Raw genomic sequence first — 25,306 nt, forward strand, 5'->3', positions numbered from 1 at the left:
CGGCGAGGCAGACGACGAAGCCTCGAATCAACCGAAGAAGCCGCTCAGTTCGCGGCCGTCCCGCGCTGCGGTTGCGCTTCGGATTCCGGCGCCTGTCCGGCAAGGTCGCGCATCGTGCGCCGATACCAGAACGTCCAGACCATCAGGCCACCGAAGATCCCATAGCCGACGACGGGCGACACCACCAGCACCCGCTCGATCGGCCAGTGCCACGCCATCCAGATGCGCAGCGCGGTTTCGCTGATGAGGCCGACGCCCCATGTGGTCGTCAGCACCCGCAGCGCGCGAGCGAAAGCGGGCTGCTCGCGCCACAGCATGTCGACGTGCGCGGCGCCGTTGGTCATCTCGCGGGCCACGAAGGCGCGCGTCAGGTAGAAGATGATGGGCCGGCGCAGCAGCAGCGACAACAGGAACGCGGTGCCGATCGCGCCCGACACCAGCGATTCGCGCATCAGCAGCACGCGCGAATCGCCGCCGAGCATCATCGCGCCGATCGACAGCACGATGCCGAGCAGCACCATCAGGGCAAGCGCATCGACGCGCCGAAAGCGCACGAGTTCGACGACGCTCCAGATGACGGGCGGCACAGCGGATGCGATGAGGCCACCCGTCTCGCCCCAATACGGCTGCGCAAGGCGATACGTGACCCAGGGCAACAGCAGGTTGACCACCAGTTCCAGCACCTGCGCGGGGCGCATCTTCATCACGATGATTGGCCTTTGAGTTAAAGATGTCAGTATCGGCGAGATCGGCGAATTGCAGCAAATGCGTCGCGCGTACGGCGAGCGTGCATGCCGCGCGGCGCATGCGGTTTCGTCTGGACACAGCATAGCCGGTACACGATAAAGCATAGCCGGTACACTTATTTTGCATCGTCCGATCATTTGACATGACTTCACGCTATCCGATTCCGCCGAACGAAATCGAACTGACGGCCGTGCGCGCGCAGGGCGCGGGCGGGCAGAACGTCAACAAGGTGTCGAGCGCGATCCATCTGCGCTTCGACGTGCGCGCGTCGTCGCTGCCCGACGTGCTGAAGATGCGTCTGCTTGCGTTGCAGGATCATCGGTTGACGCGCGATGGCGTCGTCATCATCAAGGCACAGGAATACCGGACCCAGGAAATGAACCGCGCGGCGGCGCTCGCGCGGCTCGATGCGCTGATCGACAGCGTGAGCGTCACTCGCAAGGCGCGCGTCGCGACGCGGCCGACGCGCGCATCGAAGGAGCGCCGGCTGGAGAGCAAGGCGAAGCGCAGCGATGTGAAGGTCGCAAGGCGGCGCATCGTGCAGGAGTAGCCCGGGAGCAGTGAGCCCGGGAGCAGCGCATGGCCCGCAGCGCGCGAGTCACTCGCGGCGAATCTCGCCGTTGAAACCGCGCGGAACCGGCCAATCCTTCAGACAGGACTCGCGTTGCGCAGCTCGGGCAGAAAGTCGACGCAGAATACGCGCGTGACGCCGCCACGCTCGACGGTCACGGCGGCCGTGTAGCAATCCCGGCCATCCATCAGCGAGCAGTGCGGCCCCATCATCGCGACGCGTCCCGGGGCTGCGAGCGCGTGCTTGAAGTAGGCGCGCCGCGACCAGTTGTTGCGCGTGTCGGGCACGAGAGGCGCAAGCCGCGCCGGCGGAGGCGGCGTGCCGCAAGCGGCGATCGACGGCTCCAGCTGTTCGCCGCGCTCGCTCAGCACGAACACGCGGCGCGCATCGGGCACGAGAAAAACGGGGTGCGCGGCCTGCGCGAGATCGCCCGTCTGGATGTACACGTTCGCGCCCGCAAGTACCGCTTCCGTGAAGCCCTCGAAGCCCGGGCGCTGATAGCGCGAGTGCGTGCGCTCGAAGCTCTCGAAGCGCTGCCACATCTCATCGATCAGGTCGGGCACGCGCGCTTTCGACGCCTGAATCGACGCTTTCGGATGCCCAAACCAGTAACCCTGGACGAAATCGACGTCGGCCTGCATCAGCGTCATCAGTTCGTCTTCCGTCTCGACGCCCTCGGCCAGCACCAGCGTGCCCGATTGATGCAGCATGTTGATCAGATGGCCGATCAGCGAATTGTCGTTGTCCTGGCGGCCGGCGCGCGCGACCAGCGAGCGATCCAGCTTCACGATGTCCGGCCTGAAGCGCCACACGCGATCGAAGTTCGAAAAGCCCGTGCCGAAGTCGTCGATCGCGATCAGGAACTCGCGCGGCTGCGATGCCGCGAGCATGCTCGCGACAGCGGACTCGTCATCGGCGGGCTGCTCGAGCACTTCGATCACAATGCGTTCCTGCGGCAGTCCGAAATGCTCGGACAGTTCATCGATGAACGGGCGCTGCGGCCAGCCCGTCTCGAACACCTGGGGACGCGTGTTGAGGAACAGCCAGCCCGTCTCGATGCCTTGCGCCATGAAGTTCGCGACATGCAGGCAGCGCGCGAGCCGGTCGAGCGCGCGCGCATCGGCCGTCGAGCGGGTGCCCGAGAACAGCACGGCGGGTGAGATCGGGTGGCCCACGGGATCGAAGGCGCGCAGCAGCGCTTCATAGCCGACCACGCGCTGATGCGTCACCGAGACGACCGGCTGAAAGACGCTGCGCAGCGTAATGGTTCGCCACGGCGCGGCCCATCCGGCTTCGTCCTGCACCATATGCTGCAGGAGGCCAGGGAGCGTCGTATCGTCGACGTTTGGCATGACGGCAGATTTGTCCTATGCAGCGTGCGGCGCGCGCCCGGACGAGGCGACTTGTCCGCGGCAGGCATGCGCAACTTCAGCGCAATGGAGGTCGGGCCTAAAGGCAGTCAGATCAATGCCCGTCACACGCGACTCCGCTCAGTTGTGCAGCTCAGGTGCAGTCCAGTTCGTCGAATCAGTCTAGCAGTTCGCATGCGTAATGAATGTTCGGGTAATCACAGACAGAGTGAGAGTCCGTGCGGTTTCGTCTTGATGTTGGCGCGGACAAACGGTGCACTTATGGCAGCAGCGTTATGCTGCTGATTTCTCAAAAATGGAGTCCAGCATGTCGGAAATCGCGGTGGTGGCGATCTCGGTGGCGAAGCCGGGGCACGAGGAGCAGTTGCGCAAGGCGCTCGAAGGGATCGTCGGGCCGACACGCAAGGAACGCGGCGCGTTGCAATACGACTTGCACCGCGATCTGCGCGAGCCGCGCCGCTTCGTCTTCTTCGAACGATGGGAAAGCGAAGAGGCACTCGCTGCGCACGCGAAATCCGCGCATATCGAGGCGTACAGGAAGGCGTCGGCGGACTGGATCGAGTACGCGGAGCTGCGCATCGTGTCGAAGATCGCCTGAAGCGAAGGAGCAGCGAGCGAAGCAGATCGAGAAAAGCCCGGCAATGCCATCGCCGGGCTCGAGCATGCTGGCGTTGGAAGCACCGTAGGTGGCTGGGGCTTCTCTATGCGCATTTCGTTTTCGCGCGCTTCGTGCGTGGTCGCGCGGCCTTCATGCGGTCCATACTATCTTCCGACGCGGCGCGCATGAGGCGTCATGCGATCAATGCGTGGAATGCGGCACGTCGAGGATCAGGATGATGGTCCAGTCTGCGTCGCCGTCGTGATGGTACTGACGTTCCGCGACGATGAACGGCTGCTGCTTGCCGGCCGGTCCGAGAAACAGCACATCCCCTTCCATCGGCAGACATTCGACGGGCGGCAGCGCAAGGAACGCATCCTGACTGCCGCGCGGCATGAGTTTTTCGATTTTGCGGGATGCTGCTTCAGTCCATTCGATGTCCAGCTGGATGTTGCTCATTCTGTCCTCCGCACCAGGGTGCGCACGGGTTGGGTGGGTTCTTCGGTGCGCGACTGTAGCATACCGTCAGCGCGCATCCGGCGACATGCGCTGCGCTGCCGCCGCGCCGCTCACGGAAAGCGTGCGGCGGCAATGAAAAAGCCGAAGCCGTGCGGGACGGCTTCGGCTTCGGATCGAACTTTGGCATCGAGCGACGACCGCGGGCGCGACACGCCGGCCATCGCGCAGTGGCCGCGCGCGGCGGCGCATAGAGCCTAAACTGCGAGGACCTGCTGCGGCAGCTTACTGCGCCGGCTCAGCCTGCTTCTTATGATGCGTCGAGCCCTTGTGATGCTTCATCGGCGCAGGCGGCGGCGCGCTTTCCATTGCCTGCTGCTTCGATTGCATTTCCTGCGCGCGCTGTTCGACGTCGGCGGCCTTCGCCGGATCGGTGCTCATCGTCACCCCTTGGTCCTGCTGCGCGTACGCCGCGCCCGTCAGTGCCGAAAGGGAAACCAGGATTGCCAGGGACACTTTCTTCATCGCTGCCTCCGTCGAGAGTGGTTGTGGACCCCGAGTATGGCTGTCCGTTGGAACGACAGTGCATTCTATCCAGCAATGTTTGATCCAGCGTATCGTCTGTAACAGAATTCACAGACGGTTACGTTTAGTTACATTCGCGCCCAGTCGCCACGGAGCCGCTTCGGAGAAGCCATTGCGCATGAAACGTATTGTGCTTCCGTTCGGCGCATCCGTCTCGACAAGTCAGATTTTCCCGCTCGCGCGTTGCGCCGATGGTTTTTCGGTGGGCCCGAGAAATTCCATCGGATAGCTAAGCAAATGGCGGCATGCCCATTTGGCCGCGGTCAGAACCAGCCGATCTCCCGGTACGCATGGAACTGCGCAAGGCCGATCAGTTCGTGCAGCGCGATTTCCGCGTCGAACAGGTTTTCGCCGCGCGGCAAGAAGCCGAGTTTCGCTTGACGCGTGTTCGACACGACAGGCACCGGCTGCATCCCGAAACGGTGAAAGTTGAGCAGGGCCCTCGGCATGTGATAGGCGGATGTGACGAGAATCAACGAACCGTAATATCCGTCGTGCAGAATCGCTCTGACGTTACGCGCGTTTTCGTAGGTCGTCAGGCTGCGGTTCTCAAGGATGATGTCGCCGCGCGGCACATGGTCGCGCAGCAGGTAGGGCAGATAGGTGTCTGCTTCCGTCGCCTCGTGCTCCTGCGGATTGCCGCCGCTTACGATCACGTGACAAACAAGACTGACCTGCTTGCAGCGGGCGTAGAGGTCGGCACTCTTGTCGATGCGGGCGTAGGCGTCTCTGGGCGGAACGAGCTTGCCGTCATGGTCATGAATGGTGCCCGTGCCGAGCAGCACGATGGCCGTATGGGGCGCATACGTTGCGGGTGCAACCGTCTGCCCGCCGGGCGGCGCGTCGCGCTGGGTGAGATCGAGCAGCGGCTGGGTCAGCCAGCCCGAGCCAAGCGCCCAGTAGAACGCAATCGCTGCCGCGCCGATTATCGTGCGTGCGCTGCGCAGCAGCACGAAAGCTGCGAAAAAAAGCAGCAATAAAGTTAAGAGAATCAATTTTATTGGGGTAACGTATGGTATTCGGACATTTCCACCCGCGGGCCATCGCGCCGATACGGTCGCATCGCCGCCAATTGGAAGCAGAACGCTAGCACGGCGTTCACACGGGGACCGAAAAAAACGGCGGCCAATGCCGGAATCGCGGACCTACGGGGGAAATCTCCGGCCATCCGCGATGCGCGCGTCAGCAGACGCGCCATTGTGTCGCGAACAAATAAGTCATGGCTGCACTTAAAGAAAGAAGTGAGATGACCACTTATTCCAACGAAGCCGTACTTGAGGCGCTGCGACGGGCGCAATACCGTCAGGTGCCATGGGCCAAGCGCCCAGGCGTTTTCGAATATCTGCGTTCGCTTGGCATGATGGACACCGTTCGTCAACGGACGGTCGCTCCCGCGCCGGGTTTCCATGCTCCAGTGGACATCGCGGTGCTGACCGAACGTGGCCGCTCCGAATTTGCGCGGCTCGCTCGCGACGAGCGTTCGCTCGACTGGGACGCGCGGCGCATGCGCAACTACGTTTTTGCCGGCGCGGTCGCCGGAGAGAGGGCAGCTGCCGTCTAGACGACGGGCTCTTGCAGGACGCGCGCTCACCATGACAGTGCGGCGTGCGGAAAACGCGTCGTGCGAGGCGCGTCGAGGGCATGTCGCCGCCATCTCCGCGTTTTAGCACTTTCTTTACACATGCCGGGCGGCGTCGCTCGGCACCCGCGCCCATTGGCTCCGAAGAAACATTGGACGAAAAAAAAGCCCGTATCGCGAGGATACGGGCGTACCGGAATTACTTCTGCCACGCTGTGCTTATGGCACTTGTGAGACTGGCGACCCGGCAGGTGGTTCCCGATTTCGCACATCTTCGTTGCCGCTGCTGCGAAAGCGGCGCGGTGGCAAGGCAATCAGCCTGCTCTCGGCGCCGTTCAGTGCGCGTCCGCCGCCCGCCGTTGCACGGGCTCATCTCGCTGCCCGTCGGGCCGCGCTCGAACGTTGCTGGCGATATCGCCGCGCAAATCCCCACGCGGCGAGGGTGGCGTGAACCCCTGATTACGCGCTTCCGTCTGCTGCCACGCCTGAAGCGTGGCCGGCTGTTCCGGCCGCCAGTTCCAGCCCTGCTGCGGGCGTTGCTGCGCGAACGCAGTCGCGGCAATCACTGAAGCGACCATGCCGCAGACACGCAGTGACATTGGCCTCATGATCGACTCCCGACAAGCCAGTCGGGGCTTGTTTGCATACTCGTACGGTATGCCGCAGTGCGAAAGCGTGCTGTAAATAAAAGTAAATGGATGTTTCGTCCCGTCACGGCAGGAATGCAGGCCGCAAAAACGGGATCCGGCGGGCGGCAAGGGCGGGCGCGTGCAGAACGCGGCGGAACTGCGAAGCCGGCCGAGACTCGCGGTAACGAGGCTTCGCGATCGGATAGGCGTTTGGCGCCGTCGATCCGTCAGCGGGTCGATTTCAGTTCTGAAGAAGAGGCAAGGGACGGAATTGGGCGAAAGTCCGGTCCCGGAAAGGCGCCGGGCGCCCCTTGGGGCGCCCGGCGGCGTGATGTGCTGCGTCAGGCCATCTTGACGGGTGCGCGCCAGGATTCCGGATTGGTCCAGAACGCGCCGCGCAGACGGTCGCGGCTCGGCGGCGCCGGTGGTTTGGCCGCCGTTGCGCCAATGCGTCCGCGCAACGAAATCTCACGGCCGCTCGTGCCCAGCCGCTTGACTATTTCGGCGAGCGTGCCGTCGGCTTGCCATTCGTCGAAACGACGACGGCACGTCGGCGGCGACGGATAGCGGCCCGGCAACTTGGACCAGCCTTCTCCCGTCGACAAAACCCACAACACGGCGTTGACTACCGCGCGAGCTTCGACGCGTGGTCGACCACGGCGTTCGCTCCGTGCAGGCTCCGCACAGAACAACGCCTCGACCAGCGCCCACTCGTTGTCTCTCAAATCGTCGAACACCATCATGTTTCACCTCAGCGAAGCTAACTCCGGTGCGCTGCCCCGCGCTGCGCACTCTTCATGCACCCGAATCCGTTTCGGGCGCCGGCGGAGAGCCGGCCTGTACCTTTGCGAACCGCTTTTTTCGCCAGTCCGAATCGGCGCCGACTCTTGTGCAGGAGGAAACGCACGAAGCGTGCCATCTTTCATCCAACCGCCTCGAAGCCTCGCCGCATCAAGCCGTTACGGGCGTTAGCCTGGCCCGTATGAGAATCCAAAAAACCCATTCGGCAAATCGGGACAATCACCAATCTTGTGCAATCAGGCCCGCCCCGCGTGCGTTTGCGCCTTCCTGCTGCATTGCAGCGACGCAAAAGAAACGATGCGGAAACACATCGCGGGTCATAAAATCGGCATCAAACAACATCATTCATGAGGGGAGCGGATGAATGTGACGCTGCGTCAACTGCGCGTGTTCATCGAGGTGGCGCGGCTGCAGAGCTTCAGCCGTGCGGGGAGCGAAATCGGGCTGACGCAATCGGCCGTGAGCCGGTGCGTGCGCGAGCTGGAAGGGGAAATCGGCTTGAAGCTGATCGATCGGACGACGCGCGAAGTCCAGCTCACCGACGTCGGCGGCAATCTGGTCGCGAGCGTGTCGCGCCTGCTCGGCGATCTCGACGACGCGCTGCGCGAAATTCGCGAGATCGGCGAGCAGCGGCGCGGCCGCGTGATGGTGGCCGCCAGCCCGACGATCGCCTGCCGGCTGATGCCGCCGATCGTCGCGGCTTGTGGCAAGCAGTATCCGTTCATCATGCTCGGCTTGCGCGACGACGTGCAGAGCGACGTGGTGCGCAAGGTCAAGTCGGGCGAGGTGGATTTCGGCGTGATCATCGGCCCCGTGTCCGCCGACGATCTGATCGCCGAGGCCTTGATGACCGACTCGTTCTGCCTCGTCTCGCGGGACGACCATCCGCTTGCCGGACGCAGCGAGGTGGCGTGGCGCGAGCTGGAAGGCGAGCGTCTCGTGTTGCTCGACCATGCGTCGGGCAGCCGGCCGATCATCGATGCCGCGCTGGAGGCGTACGGCGTCAGCGCCAATGTCGTGCAGGAGCTGGGCCATCCGTCGACGGTGTACGGACTGGTCCAGGAGGGCATCGGCGTGAGCGTGCTGCCGTGGCTCGCCATGCCGTTGCCCGCGGGGTCGTCGCTGGTCACACGGGCGCTCGTGCCGCGCGCCGAGCGGACCGTCGAGCTGGTGCGGCGGCGCGACCGCTCGCTGTCGCCGGCCGCCGACGCCGTGTGGAACCTGATCCACCAGGTGCCGGGCCGCACCGAGGACTTGCGCTGAGAGCGGGCCTGACCGCGTTGCCGGCTTCCGGGCCGCGCGTTTTGCGACACGCTACACTCCCATTTTTCACCGACCCGCCGGGATCTTCGATGAGCGAAACCGATTTGCCCCCGTTCCCCAATGCACGCGATGCCGTGCGCTCGCTGCGCGCGTCGCAGATCCGCGAAGTGGCGAACGCCGGCTTCGGCGTGCCGGACGTGCTGCCGTTCTGGTTCGGCGAATCGGACCGCGTGACGCCGCCGTTCATCCGCGATGCCGCGAGCGCGGCGCTTGCGTCCGGCGCGACGTTCTACACGCACAACCTCGGCATTGCGCCGTTGCGCGAGACGCTCGCCCGCTACGTGAGCGCGCTGCACGGGCCGACGCCCGTCGAGCATCTGGCCGTCACGAGCGCGGGTGTCAACGCGCTGATGCTGGCCGCGCAGCTGGTCGTCGGCGCGGGCGACCGCGTGGTGGCCGTGACGCCGCTGTGGCCGAATCTCGTTGAGATCCCGAAGATTCTCGGCGCGCGCGTCGAAACCGTGTCGCTGGTCTATGGCGCAAGCGGCTGGCAACTCGATCTGGAGCGGCTGCTCGCGGCGCTCACGCCCGACACCAGGCTGCTGATGCTGAACTCGCCGAACAATCCGACGGGCTGGGTGATGACCCGCGACGAGCAACGCGCCGTACTCGAGCATTGCCGGCGTTTGGGCATCTGGATCGTCGCCGACGAAGTCTACGAGCGCCTCTATTACGCAGGCGAGCCCGGAGAAAGTGCGCCGTCGTTCCTCGATCTCGCGGGCCGCGACGAACGCGTGATCTGCGTGAACTCGTTTTCGAAGGCCTGGCTGATGACGGGCTGGCGGCTCGGCTGGATCGTCGCGCCGACGTCGCTGATGGACGATCTCGGCAAGCTCGTCGAGTACAACACTTCGTGTGCGCCGGCGTTCGTGCAGCAGGCGGGCATTGCCGCGATCGAGCAGGGCGGGCAGTTCACGCGGGAGCTGGCGGGCGAGCTGCAGACGTCGCGCGATCATCTGGTCGGGGCGTTGTCGGCGCTGCCGGGTGTCGACGTGAAAGCGCCGCCGGGCGCGATGTATGTGTTTTTCTCGTTGCCGGGCGCTTCGCGCAGCCTCGATCTTTGCAGGGCGCTCGTGCGCGACGCGGGGCTCGGCCTCGCGCCGGGCAGCGCGTTCGGGCCGGAGGGCGAGGGCTTCGTGCGCTGGTGCTATGCGTGCGACACGGCACGTCTCGATGCGGGCGTCGCACGGCTCAAGGACTATCTCGCGCGCCATTGAGCGAATCGGTAAAGCCATAACACGGGGCAGGGCGGCGCAACGGCGCGGCGCTCCGCACCGTGATGCACGGCGGAGTATCCCGATTAAGGTGCAGTTTGGATTTCGTCTTTACGCACCGATTGTTTTTGCGTAATATGGCAGCCAGTCACGCGGTTCCCTCGCGGAATTTCGCTGCTCCGTCGTCCGGCTGGGTATGGCTCGATGCCTGTTTCGCCTCCCCCCGGTGCGTGCTCCCATCAATATGACCGATCAAAATCGGGCGAGCGCGTCTTCAGTTCCACATCGTCTGTTTGATCCGGTTCTTTGACCACAGGGTCTGACCTAGCTGCATGAATACCCAAGAGGCGAAGATCGTCCTCGAGACTGCCTTGATCTGCGCGCAGGAGCCGTTGAAGATCGGCGATTTGCGTAGGCTCTTTGCCGACGGCGTGTCGGCAGACACGGTTCGCACGTTGCTTGAAGACCTGAAGCAGGACTGGTCCGGACGGGGTGTCGAACTCGTCGGACTCGCTTCCGGCTGGCGTTTCCAGAGCAAGCCCGCGATGCGCACGTATCTCGACCGCCTGCATCCCGAGAAGCCGCCGAAGTATTCGCGCGCGGTGCTCGAAACGCTCGCGATCATCGCGTACCGGCAGCCCGTCACGCGCGGCGATATCGAAGAGATTCGCGGCGTGACCGTGAACACGCAGGTCGTCAAGCAGCTCGAAGACCGCGGCTGGATCGAAGTGATCGGCCATCGCGACGTGCCCGGGCGCCCGGCACTGTACGCGACGACGCGTTCGTTTCTCGACGACCTCGGCCTGAAGTCGCTCGAAGAACTGCCGCCGCTCGACGACCCGTCGGCACAGTCGAACATGGATCTGCTCACGCAGCACGCGATCGAATTCGCGGACCGCGAAGCCGGCGACGAGAGCCGCGCAGCGGATACGGACGACATCGATGGCACGGCTCATGCTGCATCGGAAGCGGCGGAACCCGCCGCTGTCGCCGAAGCCGAGGCTCAAGCGGAGCAAGCCGGCGAGCAATCGGAGCCTGCGGAAGAAGCGCAAGCAATGCACGGCATGACGCAAGACGCGCAAGACGCCGTGCGCGACGACGCTAAAAGCAACATCGGGCAAACGGATGTGTTGCCGCCCGCCGAACAGCGCAGCGCTACACAGGCGGCGCATGAAACGGAGCTGGCTCACCAGGCCGGATCTGCAGCGCAGTCGGAAGACCAACACGAAGACACGCGCGAATCGCATAACGAGACCGGGCACGCGCAGCGCGCCAATCCGGCCGGAACAGACCAGACTCACGCGGTGCATGACGATCGGCACGATCGCCGCGACACCGCTCAGGACGCAGGCGAGCTGACCGACGACGAAGCCGAGTCGCGCAGCGCCTGACGTAACCGTACCTTTTTGACGCGCCCGCGACGGGCGCGCGACCAGACATTTTGAGGTTGTTTTGACAGACATCCACGACACCGATTCGCCCGAATCCGAGCGCGCCGTTGCCGCCGCGCGCCCCGACGAGACGCGTACGGCGCAAGCATCGACGGCCGACAGCGAGCGGCCCGCGCAGGCGCATGACGCCGAAGGCGAAGAACGTCCGCGCCGCGGCCTGCGCCGTGGTCCGCGCAGCCTGATCGCGCGTCGCCGCGCCGGTACGAAAGCGAAGACGCCCGAGGCGAAGACGCCCGACGCCGCCGACGCGCAGCCGGCGTCCATCGCGGCGGAAGCGCCGCCCGACGGCGAAGTCGTCGCGCAGGTGCGCATGCCGCGCAAGGACGCTGGCGCGAAGGGACAAGGCGGCCAGGGCGGCCGTCGCGCGGGTGGCAAGCAGGGCGGGCAGCAAGGCGGCCACCAGGGCGGCCAGCGCAAGAATCGCGGCGGCAGCAGAGTTGCTGCGCCCGCCGCGGCCGCCGATGGCGACAAGCAGGACGACCTGTTCGCGTATGTGACGTCGCCGGCGTTCGATGCCGACAACTCCACGACGGGCGGCGTGCGCGCGCCGATGCTGCGCCGCGGCCGCGCCGCTGCACCCAAGCGCGTGCTTGCGCCGGACGACGACGCACCGAAGCTGCACAAGGTACTCGCTGAAGCGGGCATGGGCTCGCGTCGCGAGATGGAAGAGCTGATCGTCGCGGGCCGCGTGTCGGTGAACGGCGAGCCGGCGCACATTGGCCAGCGCATCATGCCGACCGATCTCGTGCGCATCAACGGCAAGCCCGTCAAGCGCAAGCTGCAGAACAAGCCGCCGCGCGTGTTGCTGTATCACAAGCCGACGGGCGAAATCGTCAGCCACGCCGATCCGGAAGGCCGTCCGTCCGTGTTCGACAAGCTGCCGCCGATGAAGACGGCAAAGTGGCTCGCCGTCGGCCGTCTGGACTTCAATACGGAAGGCCTGTTGATGCTCACCACGTCGGGCGATCTGGCCAACCGCTTCATGCATCCGCGCTACAGCGTCGAGCGTGAATACGCGGTGCGCGTGGTCGGCGAGCTGACGGAGGGCAACCGGCAAAAGCTGTTGCACGGCGTCGAGCTGGACGACGGTCCGGCGAACTTTCTGCGCATCCGCGATGGCGGCGGCGAAGGCACAAATCACTGGTATCACGTCGCGCTCGCCGAAGGGCGCAACCGCGAAGTGCGCCGCATGTTCGAGGCCGTCGGCCTGATGGTCAGTCGGCTGATCCGCACGCGGCACGGCCCGATCCTGCTGCCGCGCGGCCTGAAGCGCGGCCGCTGGGAAGAACTCGAGGACAATCAGGTGCGCAGCCTGTTGGCGTCGGTGGGCCTGAAGGCGCCGACCGAAGAGAAAGGCGGCGGCCGCCGCAACGAGCAGGAGCGTCGTCAGCCTGATCCGATGCAGACATCGATGGGCTTCATCAGCCGCGAGCCCGTGCTGATGTCGCATGGTCGCTTCGACCAGCAGCAGCCGCGCGGCGGGCAGGGTCGCCGCGGCAAGGCGCCGGGCGCCGTCGGCGCGTTGAATTCCGGCCTGGGCGGATTTGGCAACACGAACGGCAATCGCGAAGGGCGTGGCCGTGGCCGCGATGTCGACGGCAATCGCGCGCCGTCGGGCAACCGCGCGGCAGCGGGCGGCAATGCGAAGCGCGGCGCCGGCAATCGCGCGCCGAACGGTAATCGTGCGAATAGCGGCAATCGCACCGGCGGCAACCCGAATGCCGGCGGCAACCGCGGCGGCGGCGCGCCGCGCAACCGATCGCGCGGACGCTGATCGCTCTATCGCTGCGGGCGGTCTCGGGTTCCAGCCGAGCCCATCCGTCGGCGGCGATGCGGCGATGCGGCGATGCTGTGATTGTGGTGTTTGTGTCTGGATGCACCTCCACCGTTTGCAGCCGTTTTCAAGTCGTTTCAAGCGCGGGCGCACACCCGCGCAAACTGCCCGACAAAGCCCAGCTTTAACCCTTGATTGCGGCGAACTCAGCCGCAAGTCTCGTTGGTGAGCCTGTCGGCGGTTTGCGTTTGTCCTGAAAAATGGCTACAATCGCAAAGTCACTGGGCGTGCGGTTTCATGTGCGGCTCAGGTGCGACCACCGGCAATAAGATGATGGGCGTTTCGCCCATTTTTTTTTGCCGCTCAGTTCTCACGTGGGTCGGCATCTCGGGTAGCACGAACGTGCGCCGGCTTGGCGCGCAGCCCGCGGGTGTATCGCAAAGGCTTGCAGCGCGAACATCTTAAAGGGCAGCACTGTGCAACTGACGGAACTGATTGAAACCACGGTCGTGGGCCTCGGCTATGAGCTCGTCGACCTCGAGCGCACCGGGCGCGGCATGCTGTGCGTGTATATCGACCAGCCCGCGGGCATCGCGATCGAAGACTGCGAAAAAGTTACCCGTCAGCTCCAGCACGTTCTGACGGTCGAAAATATCGATTACGAGCGGCTTGAAGTATCGTCGCCGGGTCTCGACCGCCCGCTGAAGAAACTGGCGGACTTCGAACGCTTCGCGGGCAGCGAGGCGGTCATCACATTGAAAAAACCATTGGACGGACGGAAATCGTACCGGGGCATCCTGCATGCACCCGAAGAAGGCGAAACGATCGGTCTGGAATTTGAAGGGAAGGAAGGCGCCGCGATGCTGGATTTCACGCTCGCGGATATCGACAAGGCACGCCTCGTTCCGAAAGTTGACTTTAGGAGCCGCAAACAATGAGTCGCGAAGTGTTGATGCTGGTGGATGCGCTGGCACGCGAAAAAAATGTCGACAAGGACGTGGTTTTTGCCGCGCTCGAGGCAGCGCTCGCGTCTGCATCCAAGAAACTCTTCGACGAGGACGCGGATATCCGCGTTCATATCGACCGTGATAGTGGCGAGCACGAGACGTTCCGCCGATGGAAAGTCGTGCCGGACGAAGCGGGTCTGCAGGAGCCGGATCAGGAAATCCTGTTGTTCGAAGCGCGCGAGCAGAAGCCCGACGCGCAGATCGACGACTTCCTGGAAGAGCCCGTTCCGTCGATCGAATTCGGCCGCATCGGCGCGCAGGCCGCCAAGCAGGTGATCCTGCAGAAGGTGCGCGACGCGGAACGCGAGCAGATCCTGAGCGACTTCCTCGAGCGCGGCGAAAACATCATGACGGGCACCGTCAAGCGTCTCGACAAGGGCAACTTCATCGTCGAATCGGGCCGCGTCGAAGCGCTGCTGCGTCGCGACCAGCTGATTCCGAAGGAAAACCTGCGCATCGGCGACCGCGTGCGCGCCTATATCGCGAAGGTCGACCGTACTGCGCGCGGCCCGCAGATCGAACTGTCGCGCACGGCGCCCGAGTTCCTGATGAAGCTCTTCGAAATGGAAGTGCCGGAAATCGAGCAGGGCCTGCTGGAAATCAAGGCGGCGGCACGCGATCCCGGCGTGCGCGCGAAGATCGGCGTCGTTGCTTACGACAAGCGCATCGATCCCATCGGCACCTGCGTCGGCATTCGCGGTTCGCGCGTGCAGGCCGTGCGCAACGAGCTCGGTGGCGAAAACGTCGACATCGTGCTATGGTCGGAAGACCCCGCCCAGTTTGTGATCGGCGCGCTCGCGCCGGCAGCCGTCCAGTCGATCGTCGTCGATGAAGAAAAGCATTCGATGGACGTCGTCGTCGACGAGAACGAACTGGCCGTCGCTATCGGCCGCAGCGGCCAGAACGTGCGTCTTGCCAGCGAGCTCACCGGCTGGCAGATCAACATCATGACGCCGGACGAGTCTGCGCAAAAGCAGAACCAGGAACGCGGCGTACTGCGCGACCTGTTCATGGCTCGTCTCGATGTCGACGAGGAAGTCGCCGACATCCTGATCGACGAGGGTTTCACGAGTCTCGAAGAGATTGCGTATGTGCCGCTCAACGAGATGCTCGAAATCGAAGCATTCGACGAAGACACGGTTCACGAACTGCGTAATCGCGCTCGTGACGCACTGCTGACGATGGCGATTGCGAACGAGGAGAAGGTCGAAGGCGTTGCGCTCGACCTGAAGAGCCTGGAAGGCATGGATGCCGATCTGCTCGCGAAGCTGGCTGAACATCAGATCCAGACGCGCGACGAACTGGCAGAACTGGCTGTCGACGAGCTGGTCGAGATGACGGGAATGAATGAGGACGCCGCGAAGGCGTTGATCATGAAGGCCCGTGAACACTGGTTTCAATGAGATCCACGACCATGAACCACTGATCTGATCGCGGCCGCAAGGCTGCATGACCCGATGCTAACCGCAAGGAATCGGTCCTTGCACTAAGAGGAATGAATGGCGAGTAACAACGTAGCCCAATTTGCCGCGGAACTGAAAATGCCTGCAGGCGTGCTGCTCGAGCAGCTGCAGGCGGCGGGCGTCCAGAAAGCGAGTGAAGACGATGCCTTGTCCGAGACGGACAAGGCGCGTCTGCTCGACCACTTGCGCAGGTCGCACGGCTCGAACGATGCAGACAAGCGCAAGATCACGCTGACGCGCCGGCATACGTCGGAAATCAAGCAGTCCGACGCCACGGGTAAAGCTCGCACCATTCAGGTCGAAGTGCGCAAGAAGCGCACGTTCGTCCGCCGCGATGAAGCGGCCGAACAGGCGGAAGTAGCGGGCAACGGTCAGGAAGCGGAAGATCTCGAACTGCAGCGTCGCGAGGAAGAAGCGCGTCACGCGGCAGAGCTGCTCGAAAAGCAGGCGCTGGAGCTGAAGGAGCGCCAGGAGCGTCTCGCGCTCGAAGAAGTCGAGCGTCAGGCACGCGAACAGGCGGCCGAGGCGGAGCGTCGTCGTGCCGAAGAGGAATCGGCGAAGAAGCGCGCGGCGGCCATGGCCGAAGCGGCGGCTCGCGAGCAGGCCGAGCAGGAGCGCGCATCGCAGGATGAAGAGCGCGCGGCGGCGGAACGCGCTGCGCAGCGCGAAGCGGCGAAGAAGGCCGAAGACGCTGCACGCGAGCAGGCCGAGAAGGCGCGCCTCGAACAGGAAGAAATTGCGAAGCGTCGCGCGGCGGCTGAAGCCGAAGCGCGCGCGATCCGCGAAATGATGAGCACGCCGCGCAAGGCGCAGGTGAAGGCGCCGGAACCGGCGCCGAAGCCCGCCGAGCCAGCCAAGCCCGCCGAAGCGAAGGGCACGCTGCACAAGCCGGCGCGTCCCGCTGGCGAAACGTCGGCGCGTCCGGCCGCGAAGAAGCCGGCGCCCGCAGTAGCGGCGCAACCGGCGGCGACTGCGCAGCCGGCGGGTCCCGCTGGCGACAAGAAGAAGCCGGGTGGCAAAGGCGGCTGGCAGGACGACGCAGCGAAGCGCCGTGGCATCAAGACGCGCGGCGACACCAGCGGCGGCGTCGATCGCGGCTGGCGCGGCGGTCCGAAGGGCCGTGGCAAGCATCAGGAAGCCACGACCTTCCAGGCGCCGACCGAGCCGATCGTGCGTGAAGTGCACGTGCCTGAAACCATTACGGTTGCCGACCTCGCTCACAAGATGTCGGTGAAGGCTTCGGAAGTCATCAAGGTGATGATGAAGCTCGGCCAGATGGTCACGATCAACCAGATGCTGGACCAGGAAACGGCGATGATCGTCGTCGAGGAACTGGGCCATCGTGCCGTCGCGGCAAAGCTGGACGATCCGGAAGCGATGCTGATCGAAGGCGAGGTCTCGGACGCGCCGCAACTGCCGCGTCCTCCCGTCGTCACGGTCATGGGTCACGTCGACCACGGCAAGACCTCGCTGCTCGACTACATCCGTCGCGCGAAGGTCGCGGCAGGCGAAGCGGGCGGCATTACGCAGCACATCGGCGCGTATCACGTCGAAACGCCGCGCGGCGTCATCACGTTCCTCGATACGCCGGGTCACGAAGCGTTCACGGCCATGCGTGCGCGCGGTGCGAAGGCAACCGACATCGTGATTCTCGTCGTCGCCGCCGATGACGGCGTGATGCCGCAGACGAAGGAGGCGATCTCGCACGCGAAGGCTGGCGGCGTGCCCCTCGTCGTCGCGATCAACAAGATCGACAAGCCGGAAGCGAACCCGGAACGCGTGAAGCAGGAACTCGTCGCGGAAGGCGTGGTGCCGGAAGAATACGGCGGCGATTCGCCGTTCGTCCCGGTGTCGGCGAAGACGGGCGCGGGCATCGACGATCTGCTCGAAAACGTGCTGCTGCAAGCCGAAGTGCTGGAACTGAAGGCGCCTGTCGAAGCACCGGCGAAGGGCCTTGTGATCGAAGCGAAGCTCGACAAGGGCAAGGGTCCCGTTGCGACGATCCTCGTCCAGTCGGGTACGCTCAATCGCGGCGACGTCGTGCTGGCAGGCAGCGCCTACGGCCGCGTGCGAGCGATGCTCGACGAAACCAGCAAGCCGACCAAGACGGCGGGTCCGTCGATTCCGGTCGAAATCCAGGGTCTGTCGGAAGTGCCGGCGGCGGGTGAAGAAGTCATCGTCATGCCGGACGACCGCAAGGCTCGCGAAATCGCGCTGTTCCGTCAGGGCAAGTTCCGCGACGTGAAGCTCGCGAAGCAGCAGGCCGCGAAGCTCGAAAACATGCTCGAGCAGATGGGCGAAGGCGAAGTGCAGCATCTGCCCCTCATCGTCAAGGCCGACGTGCAGGGTTCGCAGGAAGCACTGGTGCAGGCGCTGCTCAAGCTGTCGACGGACGAAGTGCGCGTGCAGATCGTGCACAGCGCGGTCGGCGGCATCAGCGAATCGGACGTCAACCTGGCGACGGCGTCGAAGGCGGTCATCATCGGCTTCAACACCCGCGCGGACGCGCAGGCTCGCAAGCTGGCGGAGACCAACGGCATCGACATCCGCTACTACAACATCATCTACGACGCAGTGGATGAGGTGAAGGCCGCGATGTCGGGCATGCTGGCGCCGGAGAAGCGCGAAGTCGTCACGGGCATGGTCGAAGTCCGTCAGGTCTTCAAGGTACCGAAGGTCGGCACGGTGGCGGGCTGTATGGTCACGGACGGTTTCGTCAAGCGTACGTCGTCGGTGCGCGTGCTGCGCAACAACGTCGTGGTCCACACAGGCGAGCTCGATTCGCTCAAGCGCTTCAAGGACGACGTCAAGGAAGTGCGCCAGGGCTTCGAATGCGGTATGTCGGTGAAGAACTTCAACGACGTCCAGGAAGGCGATCAGTTTGAAGTCTTCGAAGTCACAGAAGTCGCGCGTACGCTGTAATTCAGGCGTCGAGCGCATGAGGGGCGGGGCGGGCGCTTGAGCCCAATCCCGCCCCTTTGTTTTTGCATCGAATGTTTTGCTGTCGTGTTTGCGTTGGAGTCCGTGGCTCGTTGCCGCCGAATGCGCGAACACATTGCCACCGGATCACGGATTCACCATGCCTAAGAAACGTACTTCTCCCAACCGCAACGTGCAGATCGCCGATCAGATTCAGCGCGATCTGTCCGAACTGATTCGCGAGGTCAAAGACCCGCGCATCGGTATCGTCACGTTTCAGAGCGTCGAGTTGACGCCCGACTATGCGCACGCGAAGGTCTACTTCACGACGCTGACGGGCGATCCGCTCCAGACGCAGGACGCGCTCAATCACGCGGCCGGTCATCTGCACAACCTGTTGTTCAAGCGCCTGCACATCCACACGGTGCCGACGCTGCATTTCCACTACGACAAGACGATCGAGCGCGCGGTGGAGATGTCGCGGCTGATCGACGAGGCGAACGCCACGCGCGCGAAAGACGACTGACCGAAGGTCGAGGCACGCGCGCATATGACTCAGAATCCACGTCCCAAGGTGCCGCGTCGCGCGCTGGATGGCGTGTTGCTGCTCGACAAGCCAGTGGGTCTGTCGAGCAACGACGCGCTGATTCGCGCGAAGCGTCTTTATCTCGCGAAGAAGGCGGGACACACAGGCACGCTTGACCCGCTCGCGTCGGGGCTCTTGCCGCTTTGCTTCGGCGAAGCGACGAAGTTTTCGCAAGATCTGCTCGACGCGGACAAAACCTACGAAGCGACCATGCGCTTAGGCATACGCACGACGACGGGCGATGCGGAAGGCGAAGCGATCGAAACGCGCGACGTAGCGTGCGACCCGCGCGCCGTCGAACGGGTGCTCGCGCAATTTCGCGGCGACATCGTGCAGGTGCCGCCGATGTATTCGGCGCTCAAGCGCGACGGCAAGCCGCTGTACGAGTACGCGCGCGCCGGGCAGACGGTCGAGCGCGAAGGGCGTCAGGTGACGATTCATGCGCTGGAACTCGTCGTGTGCGCGCTGCCCGACGTGACGTTTCGCGTGACGTGCAGCAAGGGCACCTATGTGCGCACGCTCGCCGAGGACATCGGCGAGGCGCTCGGCTGCGGCGCGCATCTGGTGATGCTGCGGCGTACGGGCGTGGGCGCGCTGACGCTCGAGCATTCGGTCACGCTCGACGCGCTTTCAGACGCGACGGAATACGAGCGGGACGCGTGGCTGCAGCCTGTCGACGCGTTGCTGTCGACGTTCCCGTCCGTGTGTCTCGATGCGGAAGCGACGCGTCGTTTCATGCACGGCCAGCGCTTGCGGCTTGCCGATCTTTCCGTCGGCGACGATGTGCTGCAAGCCGCCCGCACGCGCGTTTATGCGAGCGAAGGCAAATTGCTTGGCGTGGCGAGGGTGGGCGAGGGCGTGCTCGCGCCCGAGCGCCTGATCGTGACGACCTGATAACGCCCTGATAGCGACCTGACGGCAGCAAACACCCGCAACCGGACAATCTGCGCGAGAAGCAAAAAAAAAGCGGACCGCAATCGAGCGGCTCCGCCTTTTGTCTTGCCGACTGATGCCACGACGAATCGAGGCATCAGTCGTCCAGCAGCAGAATCAATGGGCCGCTGAAGCCGCCGCGCTCGCGTCACCGCTCGCCGCGCGTTCGGGACGCGTGACCCAGATCAGCGCGATCAGCGCAACGAAAATTCCCGCCGACACATAGAACAGGTCGTTTACGCCGAGTTGCGCGGCCTGCTGTGTCGTCATCGAGTTGAACAGCCCGTACGCTTGCGCCTGGTTCAACCCGACGCCGCCCATCTGCGTGATCGACTGATCGAACACGGGGTTGTACGCGTTCGCGCGCTCGGTCAGTTGAGCGTGATGCAGGATCGAGCGATGGTCCCACGCGGTCTCGAAGATCGACGTGCCGATGCCGCCGCACATGATCCGCACGAAGTTCGACAGACCCGAAGCGGCCGGAATCCGGTGGCCCGGCAAACCGGACAGCGTGATCGACACGAGCGGGATGAAAAAGCCTGCCATGCCGATGCCTTGAATGAGCGTCGGCAGCATCAGCGAGTAGGTGTCGACGCCCGTCGTGTAGCGCGAGCGCATCCAGAAGCACAGCGCGAACACGAGAAACGATGCCGTCGAGATATAGCGCGGATCGGTGCGCGGCAGGATCTTGCCCGTCAGCGGCGACAGCAGGATCGCGAACACGCCGACGGGCGCCATCACGAGACCGGCGTCCGTCGCCGTGTAGCCGATATCGGTTTGCAGCCAGAGCGGCAGCAGCACGAGATTGCCGAAGTACAGCCCATAGCCGATCGCGAGCGCCACCGTGCCGCCCGTGAAATTGCGCAGCTTGAAGAGCGACAGGTCGACGACGGGATGCTTGTCCGTCAGCTCCCACACGATGAAGAATGCCAGCGCGATCAGCGCCGTGAGCGCGAGCACGACGACCGTCGTCGACGAAAACCAGTCGAGGTCCTTGCCCTTGTCGAGCATGACCTGCAGCGAGCCGACCCAGGTGATCAGCAGCACGAGGCCGACGATATCGATCGGCGCTTTCTTGATGACGGAATCGCGGTTGCGGAAGATCGCCCACGTGGCGGCCGCGGCGATGATGCCGACGGGGATGTTCACGTAGAAAATCCACGGCCACGAGATGTTGTCCGAGATCCAGCCGCCGAGAATCGGACCGGCGACGGGCGCGATCAGCGTCGTCATCGCCCACATCGAGAGCGCCATCGGCGCCTTCGCGCGCGGATAGCTCGCGAGCAGCAGCGTCTGCGACAGCGGGATCATCGGACCGGCGACCGCGCCCTGCAGCACGCGCGACGCGAGCAGGAACGGCAGATTCGGCGAGAGGCCGCACATCCACGACGAGATCACGAACAGCACGATCGACGCCATGAAGAGCCGCACCTGGCCGATGCGGTCGGTGAGCCAGCCCGTCAGCGGCACGGAGATCGCGTTCGCGACTGCGAACGACGTGATCACCCACGTGCCCTGATCGGCCGACACGCCGAGGTCGCCGGAAATCGACGGGATGGAGACGTTCGCGATCGACGTGTCCAAAACATTCATGAAAACGGCGAGCGACACCGCGATGGTGCCGATCACCAGTTGCGCGCCCTCGAGCGGCGGATGAGGGACGTGCGCTTGAGCCTGAGCCATCTATTGTTCGAACCTTGTTGAATGCGGACGGACGCCGCTCACATCAGCTTTGGCGTTGCCTTCGCGCCGGATGCCGCTTTCTGCGGCACGCCGGCGTTCGGCCCTGCGTTTTCCGAAATGATGCGTGCGATTTCCGAGTCGGCCTCGTCCCCGTACTTGTCGAAGACGTTGGTCTGATAGACGGTGTTCTGCGCGCTGCCGAGCTCGCCGCCCGTATCGTCCTTGATGCTCACGTCGACCTGCATCGACAGGCCAATGCGCAGCGGATGCTTTTCGAGCTCCTGTGGATCGATCGCGATACGCACGGGCAGACGCTGCACGACCTTGATCCAGTTACCCGTCGCGTTCTGCGCGGGCAGCAGCGAGAACGCCGAGCCCGTGCCCGCCGAGAAGCCGACCACCTTGCCGTGATATTTCACCGACGAGCCGTAGACGTCCGCCGTGAGTTCGACGGGCTGGCCGATGCGCATGTGCTTCAACTGCACTTCCTTGAAGTTCGCGTCGACCCACACGGCGTTGAGCGGCACGATCGCCATCAGCGGATTGCCCGGCGACACGCGCTGGCCCACCTGTACCGAGCGCTTCGCGACATAGCCCGTCACAGGCGCGGGCAGCGTGTTGCGCGCGTTGTTCAGATAAGCATCGCGGACCTTGGCGGCCGCGGCCTGCACGTTCGGATGGCTCGCGATCGTCGTGTTGGCCGTCAGCGCGTGGTTGGACGCGAGCTGCTGTTGAGAGGCGTCCAGTGCGGCTTGTGCGCTCTTCACGGCGTCGCGTGCGTGCGAGATTTCTTCCTGCGACACGGCGCCCGTTTGCGCGACGGTCATACGGCGCTTCAAGTCGTCCTGGGCACGCGACAGATCGGCCTGACGAACGGCGACTTGCGCCTGGTATTGGCTGTCGTCGGCGTAGAGGCCGCGCACCTGGCGCACGACCTGGCCGAGATTCGCTTCCGCCGATTGCAGCGCGATGCGCGAATCGGCGGGATCGAGCACGACGAGCGGGTCGCCGGACTTGACGGTCTGCGTGTCGTCCGCGTTCACGGCGATCACCGTGCCCGTGACCTGCGGCGTGATCTGCACGACGTTGCCGTTCACGTACGCGTCGTCGGTATCCTCGTGAAAGCGCGCGACGAGGAAGTAGTAGAGGCCGTACGCGATCGCGGCAATCAGGATCACGATGACGAGCAGCGTCATCATGCGCTTGCGTTTGCCGTTGCTGGCCGGCTGCGCGTTAGCGGGTTGTTGGGGCGTGCTCATGAATAGGCTCCGGATTCTGTCAGTCTGTATCGTTTATTCGGATCGCAATGTGCTGTGCGTGTGCTTGCTCGCTTCGCGCGCTCAGTTCGACGCATGGGCCGCGGATGCCGCAGCCGACGCCGATGCCGCTGACGCGGGCGCATCCGTCGGCACCACGAGACCCGTCTGCGTCGCGTCGAAACCGCCGCCGAGCGCCTTGATCAGCGCGATCTGCAAGTCGCGGCGGCGCATCTTCAGGTTCGTCACCGTCTGCTCCGCCGCGAGGCGGTTCTCGTCGGCGTTCAGCACCTGCAGTTGCGGCGACAGCCCTGCCTTGTAGCGGATCACGGCAAGTTCGTACGCTTTCGTCGAGGCGTCCAGCGCGCGTTGCGCATCCCCTTGCTGGCGGTCGATCGAACGGATCGACGAAATCTGCGTGGCCACGTCGGACAGCGCGTTGATCAGCGTCTGGTTGTAGTTCGCGACGTTGAGGTCGAAGTCCGCGTAGCGGCCCTTCAGTTGCGAGCGCAGCGCGCCGGCGTCGAAGAGGGGCAGATGGACCGCGGGGCCGAACTGGATCTGACGGCTCGATGACGTCAGGAAGCGGCTCCAGCCGAACGCATCGAAGCCGAACGCGGCGGCGAGGTTAACGTCGGGGAAGAACTCGGCCTTCGCTTCCTTCACGTCGTGCATCGCGGCTTCGACCTGCCAGCGCGCGGCGACGATGTCGGGGCGGCGCGAAACGAGATCGGCGGGCACGTTGTCGGGGAGTGTAACGGCGCCGCCCGGATTGAATACGGGCTTGGCGACCTGCAGGCCGCGGTCCGGGCCCTTGCCGAGCAGCGCGCCGAGCTGGTAGCGCGTAGTCGTGATCTGGCCGTCGAGTTCGGTCAGGTTCGACTGGCTGGTCGCGATGTTGCCGTTCGCCGTCTGACGCTCGACGTTCGTATCGAGACCGGCGGCGACGCGGCCGTTCGTGATCGAGCCGACTGTCTGGCGGTTCTTGATCTCGCGCTCGGCGATGTCGCGCAGCGCGTAAAGCTGCGCGAGCGAGTTGTACGTGCGCGCGACGGACGCGGCGAGCGACACGCGTGCCTGCTGCATGTCCGCTTCGGTTGCCTTTTCCTGCGACACGGCCTGGCCGAGCCGCTCACGATTCTTACCCCAGAGGTCGAGATCCCAGGAAGCGCTCGCAAGCACATTGTTTTCGCTGAACCAGGTGCCCCCAAACGGCGGCGGGAAGAGGGCATTTGCCGAATAGAGCTCACGGGTCCACGAGTAGCTGCCTTCGACCTTCGGATACAGCGCCGATTTCGACGATTCGATATAAGACGATGCCTTCGCGATCCGCGCCTGCGCCTGCGCGATCGACGGACTGCCTTCGAGTGCTTCCGCGATCAGCTGAGGCAACTGCGGATCGCCGAACTGATTCGCCCAGTCGAGAGTCGGCCATTGGCCGCCTTCGGAGGACAGGCTTTGCGAGGCCTCGAACTGCGAGCTGGGCGCGATCTGCTTGTCGTCCTTCAGACCGAAGTAGTTCGCGCAGCCGGCGAGAGCCAGCGCCGCGACGGCGGCAGCGGCCGCCGCCCGGTACGACGATGCGTGCGCGCGCCTGGACAGAAATTTCATCGCTGAACTCTTTGCGTGTAATGGCATTTTTCTTTAATGGACAGTGCAACCATTTTCTTACGATTTGCTATCGGCATTGCTTGCCGAGTCACGGTTTTCGCCGAGTAATTCGCAGCTGTTTGCCAAGACTCGTCTCAAAAGACTCTTGAGGAATCCTGTTTCCTCCGGCGTGAAACCGGAGAGCAGCTTCTCCGTCACGCCCGTGAAGACAGCCGGCATGCGTGCGGCGATCGCGTGGCCTTCGGCCGTCAGCGCAAGCCGGACGACGCGGCGGTCTTCGTCGCTGCGCACCCGCGTAAGCAGCCCGCGTTTTTCGAGGCGATCGACGAGGCGCGTGACCGCGCTCGCGTCGATGCCATACTCGCGCGCCAGCTCGGCCGCGAGCAGGCATTTGCCGCTCGCGACCATGAACAGCACGCTGGCCTGCTGGCTGGTGATGCCGAGTTCGGCCATCGTGCGTTGCGTCACGAGGTTCGACAGCGCTGATTTCACGCGCGAAATCAGATAGCCGACGCTTTCGCCCATTTGGTATTCGCTGACCTCGGGCGATGGCGTGTTGGACGGTTCGGTCATGATTCTCGTGCGACTGCAATGGTTGACTATGCACGATTGTAGAATCGATTAATTGACGCGGCAAGCGTTATTACAGCTTAGGCAAGGATCTATCTCGCGGAGGGTGAAAGTCGGAGGAAAGCTTGTCGGGCGCGGCAGGCTGGCAGGGCGCGCGTCGCGTTATCGAGACAATGGGGC

Annotated in this window: 22 protein-coding genes and 1 pseudogene; 12 read left to right on the forward strand and 11 right to left on the reverse strand. The window is 64.3% G+C overall.

Annotation, left to right across the window (positions count from 1 at the left end; translation table 11 throughout):
* Window positions 1-44: 44 nt before the first annotated feature.
* Complete coding sequence (locus AB4Y32_RS25005; RefSeq protein ID WP_368724009.1) at window positions 45-704, reverse strand: VC0807 family protein; 660 nt, start codon at window positions 702-704, stop codon at window positions 45-47.
* A gap of 185 nt (window positions 705-889) precedes the next feature.
* Between AB4Y32_RS25005 and arfB the strand changes: the two genes are divergently transcribed.
* Entirely contained in the window at window positions 890-1,297 is a 408-nt protein-coding gene (gene arfB / locus AB4Y32_RS25010) for an alternative ribosome rescue aminoacyl-tRNA hydrolase ArfB (protein WP_368723920.1), read from the forward strand.
* 98 nt (window positions 1,298-1,395) lie between these two features.
* Here the strand turns inward: arfB and AB4Y32_RS25015 are convergent, their stop codons facing one another.
* Complete coding sequence (locus tag AB4Y32_RS25015) at window positions 1,396-2,670, reverse strand: EAL domain-containing protein (RefSeq protein WP_368723921.1); 1,275 nt, start codon at window positions 2,668-2,670, stop codon at window positions 1,396-1,398.
* Window positions 2,671-2,995: 325 nt separating this feature from the next.
* On the opposite strand from AB4Y32_RS25015, the gene AB4Y32_RS25020 reads away from it, so the two are divergent.
* A complete protein-coding gene (locus AB4Y32_RS25020) occupies window positions 2,996-3,286 on the forward strand; it encodes a putative quinol monooxygenase (protein ID WP_368723922.1) in 291 nt (96 codons plus the stop codon).
* Window positions 3,287-3,487: 201 nt separating this feature from the next.
* On the opposite strand, the gene AB4Y32_RS25025 is transcribed toward AB4Y32_RS25020, so the two are convergent.
* From AB4Y32_RS25025 to AB4Y32_RS25035, 3 genes are all read right to left on the reverse strand, one after another.
* Window positions 3,488-3,745 carry a DNA-binding protein gene (locus tag AB4Y32_RS25025; RefSeq protein WP_087732723.1) on the reverse strand — a complete coding sequence of 86 codons (258 nt, stop codon included), beginning with the start codon at window positions 3,743-3,745 and terminating at the stop codon, window positions 3,488-3,490.
* A gap of 282 nt (window positions 3,746-4,027) precedes the next feature.
* Window positions 4,028-4,267 (reverse strand): hypothetical protein, encoded by a 240-nt coding sequence (locus AB4Y32_RS25030; protein WP_368723923.1) that lies wholly within the window; start codon window positions 4,265-4,267, stop codon window positions 4,028-4,030.
* Between the two features lie 323 nt (window positions 4,268-4,590).
* Complete coding sequence (locus AB4Y32_RS25035) at window positions 4,591-5,322, reverse strand: YdcF family protein (RefSeq protein ID WP_439899840.1); 732 nt, start codon at window positions 5,320-5,322, stop codon at window positions 4,591-4,593.
* A 251-nt stretch (window positions 5,323-5,573) separates the two neighbouring features.
* Between AB4Y32_RS25035 and AB4Y32_RS25040 the strand changes: the two genes are divergently transcribed.
* Entirely contained in the window at window positions 5,574-5,888 is a 315-nt protein-coding gene (locus AB4Y32_RS25040; protein ID WP_209931180.1) for a hypothetical protein, read from the forward strand.
* Between the two features lie 353 nt (window positions 5,889-6,241).
* Here AB4Y32_RS25040 and AB4Y32_RS25045 read toward each other — a convergent pair whose 3' ends face one another.
* The gene (locus tag AB4Y32_RS25045; RefSeq protein WP_368723925.1) at window positions 6,242-6,514 is read right to left on the reverse strand and encodes a hypothetical protein; all 273 of its coding nucleotides are present in this window, start codon (window positions 6,512-6,514) and stop codon (window positions 6,242-6,244) included.
* Between the two features lie 365 nt (window positions 6,515-6,879).
* Window positions 6,880-7,275, reverse strand: a pseudogene (locus AB4Y32_RS25050) (transposase); the annotation flags it as partial.
* A gap of 421 nt (window positions 7,276-7,696) precedes the next feature.
* Between AB4Y32_RS25050 and AB4Y32_RS25055 the strand changes: the two are divergent.
* The 9 genes from AB4Y32_RS25055 to truB all read left to right on the forward strand — a co-directional run bounded on the left by AB4Y32_RS25055 (window position 7,697) and on the right by truB (window position 19,967).
* The gene (locus AB4Y32_RS25055; protein WP_368723926.1) at window positions 7,697-8,599 is read left to right on the forward strand and encodes a LysR family transcriptional regulator; all 903 of its coding nucleotides are present in this window, start codon (window positions 7,697-7,699) and stop codon (window positions 8,597-8,599) included.
* Window positions 8,600-8,688: 89 nt separating this feature from the next.
* A complete protein-coding gene (locus AB4Y32_RS25060) occupies window positions 8,689-9,876 on the forward strand; it encodes a pyridoxal phosphate-dependent aminotransferase (protein WP_368723927.1) in 1,188 nt (395 codons plus the stop codon).
* A gap of 329 nt (window positions 9,877-10,205) precedes the next feature.
* Complete coding sequence (gene scpB, locus AB4Y32_RS25065) at window positions 10,206-11,264, forward strand: SMC-Scp complex subunit ScpB (protein ID WP_368723928.1); 1,059 nt, start codon at window positions 10,206-10,208, stop codon at window positions 11,262-11,264.
* A 61-nt stretch (window positions 11,265-11,325) separates the two neighbouring features.
* The gene (gene rluB, locus AB4Y32_RS25070; protein ID WP_368723929.1) at window positions 11,326-13,098 is read left to right on the forward strand and encodes a 23S rRNA pseudouridine(2605) synthase RluB; all 1,773 of its coding nucleotides are present in this window, start codon (window positions 11,326-11,328) and stop codon (window positions 13,096-13,098) included.
* A gap of 476 nt (window positions 13,099-13,574) precedes the next feature.
* Window positions 13,575-14,036: a ribosome maturation factor RimP gene (gene rimP, locus AB4Y32_RS25075; protein WP_368723930.1), complete on the forward strand. Its 462-nt coding sequence runs from the start codon at window positions 13,575-13,577 to the stop codon at window positions 14,034-14,036.
* The gene (gene nusA / locus AB4Y32_RS25080) at window positions 14,033-15,508 is read left to right on the forward strand and encodes a transcription termination factor NusA (RefSeq protein WP_368723931.1); all 1,476 of its coding nucleotides are present in this window, start codon (window positions 14,033-14,035) and stop codon (window positions 15,506-15,508) included. The genes rimP and nusA overlap by 4 nt, the downstream gene beginning before the upstream one ends.
* A 96-nt stretch (window positions 15,509-15,604) precedes the next feature.
* A complete protein-coding gene (infB, locus tag AB4Y32_RS25085; protein ID WP_368723932.1) occupies window positions 15,605-18,490 on the forward strand; it encodes a translation initiation factor IF-2 in 2,886 nt (961 codons plus the stop codon).
* A 157-nt stretch (window positions 18,491-18,647) separates the two neighbouring features.
* Window positions 18,648-19,013 carry a 30S ribosome-binding factor RbfA gene (gene rbfA / locus AB4Y32_RS25090; protein WP_087732733.1) on the forward strand — a complete coding sequence of 122 codons (366 nt, stop codon included), beginning with the start codon at window positions 18,648-18,650 and terminating at the stop codon, window positions 19,011-19,013.
* Window positions 19,014-19,037: 24 nt separating this feature from the next.
* Window positions 19,038-19,967: a tRNA pseudouridine(55) synthase TruB gene (truB, locus tag AB4Y32_RS25095; protein ID WP_368723933.1), complete on the forward strand. Its 930-nt coding sequence runs from the start codon at window positions 19,038-19,040 to the stop codon at window positions 19,965-19,967.
* A 156-nt stretch (window positions 19,968-20,123) separates the two neighbouring features.
* On the opposite strand, the gene AB4Y32_RS25100 is transcribed toward truB, so the two are convergent.
* The 4 genes from AB4Y32_RS25100 to AB4Y32_RS25115 all read right to left on the reverse strand — a co-directional run bounded on the left by AB4Y32_RS25100 (window position 20,124) and on the right by AB4Y32_RS25115 (window position 25,129).
* Window positions 20,124-21,689 carry a DHA2 family efflux MFS transporter permease subunit gene (locus tag AB4Y32_RS25100; protein WP_368723934.1) on the reverse strand — a complete coding sequence of 522 codons (1,566 nt, stop codon included), beginning with the start codon at window positions 21,687-21,689 and terminating at the stop codon, window positions 20,124-20,126.
* Between the two features lie 38 nt (window positions 21,690-21,727).
* Window positions 21,728-22,948 (reverse strand): EmrA/EmrK family multidrug efflux transporter periplasmic adaptor subunit, encoded by a 1,221-nt coding sequence (locus AB4Y32_RS25105; RefSeq protein ID WP_368723935.1) that lies wholly within the window; start codon window positions 22,946-22,948, stop codon window positions 21,728-21,730.
* 81 nt (window positions 22,949-23,029) lie between these two features.
* Window positions 23,030-24,556, reverse strand: a complete 1,527-nt coding sequence (locus AB4Y32_RS25110) for an efflux transporter outer membrane subunit (protein WP_368723936.1) — start codon at window positions 24,554-24,556, stop codon at window positions 23,030-23,032.
* A gap of 57 nt (window positions 24,557-24,613) precedes the next feature.
* Complete coding sequence (locus AB4Y32_RS25115) at window positions 24,614-25,129, reverse strand: MarR family winged helix-turn-helix transcriptional regulator (RefSeq protein WP_368723937.1); 516 nt, start codon at window positions 25,127-25,129, stop codon at window positions 24,614-24,616.
* Window positions 25,130-25,306 lie beyond the last annotated feature (177 nt).

Source organism: Paraburkholderia phymatum, from assembly GCF_040965635.1.
In the GTDB taxonomy this organism is placed as follows: Bacteria; Pseudomonadota; Gammaproteobacteria; order Burkholderiales; family Burkholderiaceae; genus Paraburkholderia; species Paraburkholderia phymatum_B.

Excerpts from the sequence above, each read along its gene's own strand:
- AB4Y32_RS25115 (WP_368723937.1), bottom strand. The coding sequence starts at position 25,129 with ATGACCGAACCGTCCAACACGCCATCGCCCGAGGTCAGCGAATACCAA.
- AB4Y32_RS25015 (WP_368723921.1), bottom strand. The coding sequence starts at position 2,670 with ATGCCAAACGTCGACGATACGACGCTCCCTGGCCTCCTGCAGCATATG.
- AB4Y32_RS25105 (WP_368723935.1), bottom strand. The coding sequence starts at position 22,948 with ATGAGCACGCCCCAACAACCCGCTAACGCGCAGCCGGCCAGCAACGGC.
- AB4Y32_RS25040 (WP_209931180.1), top strand. The coding sequence starts at position 5,574 with ATGACCACTTATTCCAACGAAGCCGTACTTGAGGCGCTGCGACGGGCG.
- AB4Y32_RS25060 (WP_368723927.1), top strand. The coding sequence starts at position 8,689 with ATGAGCGAAACCGATTTGCCCCCGTTCCCCAATGCACGCGATGCCGTG.
- AB4Y32_RS25030 (WP_368723923.1), bottom strand. The coding sequence starts at position 4,267 with ATGAAGAAAGTGTCCCTGGCAATCCTGGTTTCCCTTTCGGCACTGACG.
- AB4Y32_RS25025 (WP_087732723.1), bottom strand. The coding sequence starts at position 3,745 with ATGAGCAACATCCAGCTGGACATCGAATGGACTGAAGCAGCATCCCGC.
- arfB (WP_368723920.1), top strand. The coding sequence starts at position 890 with ATGACTTCACGCTATCCGATTCCGCCGAACGAAATCGAACTGACGGCC.
- rbfA (WP_087732733.1), top strand. The coding sequence starts at position 18,648 with ATGCCTAAGAAACGTACTTCTCCCAACCGCAACGTGCAGATCGCCGAT.
- AB4Y32_RS25055 (WP_368723926.1), top strand. The coding sequence starts at position 7,697 with ATGAATGTGACGCTGCGTCAACTGCGCGTGTTCATCGAGGTGGCGCGG.
- AB4Y32_RS25005 (WP_368724009.1), bottom strand. The coding sequence starts at position 704 with ATGAAGATGCGCCCCGCGCAGGTGCTGGAACTGGTGGTCAACCTGCTG.
- nusA (WP_368723931.1), top strand. The coding sequence starts at position 14,033 with ATGAGTCGCGAAGTGTTGATGCTGGTGGATGCGCTGGCACGCGAAAAA.
- scpB (WP_368723928.1), top strand. The coding sequence starts at position 10,206 with ATGAATACCCAAGAGGCGAAGATCGTCCTCGAGACTGCCTTGATCTGC.
- truB (WP_368723933.1), top strand. The coding sequence starts at position 19,038 with ATGACTCAGAATCCACGTCCCAAGGTGCCGCGTCGCGCGCTGGATGGC.
- AB4Y32_RS25020 (WP_368723922.1), top strand. The coding sequence starts at position 2,996 with ATGTCGGAAATCGCGGTGGTGGCGATCTCGGTGGCGAAGCCGGGGCAC.
- AB4Y32_RS25110 (WP_368723936.1), bottom strand. The coding sequence starts at position 24,556 with ATGAAATTTCTGTCCAGGCGCGCGCACGCATCGTCGTACCGGGCGGCG.
- AB4Y32_RS25100 (WP_368723934.1), bottom strand. The coding sequence starts at position 21,689 with ATGGCTCAGGCTCAAGCGCACGTCCCTCATCCGCCGCTCGAGGGCGCG.
- infB (WP_368723932.1), top strand. The coding sequence starts at position 15,605 with ATGGCGAGTAACAACGTAGCCCAATTTGCCGCGGAACTGAAAATGCCT.
- AB4Y32_RS25045 (WP_368723925.1), bottom strand. The coding sequence starts at position 6,514 with ATGAGGCCAATGTCACTGCGTGTCTGCGGCATGGTCGCTTCAGTGATT.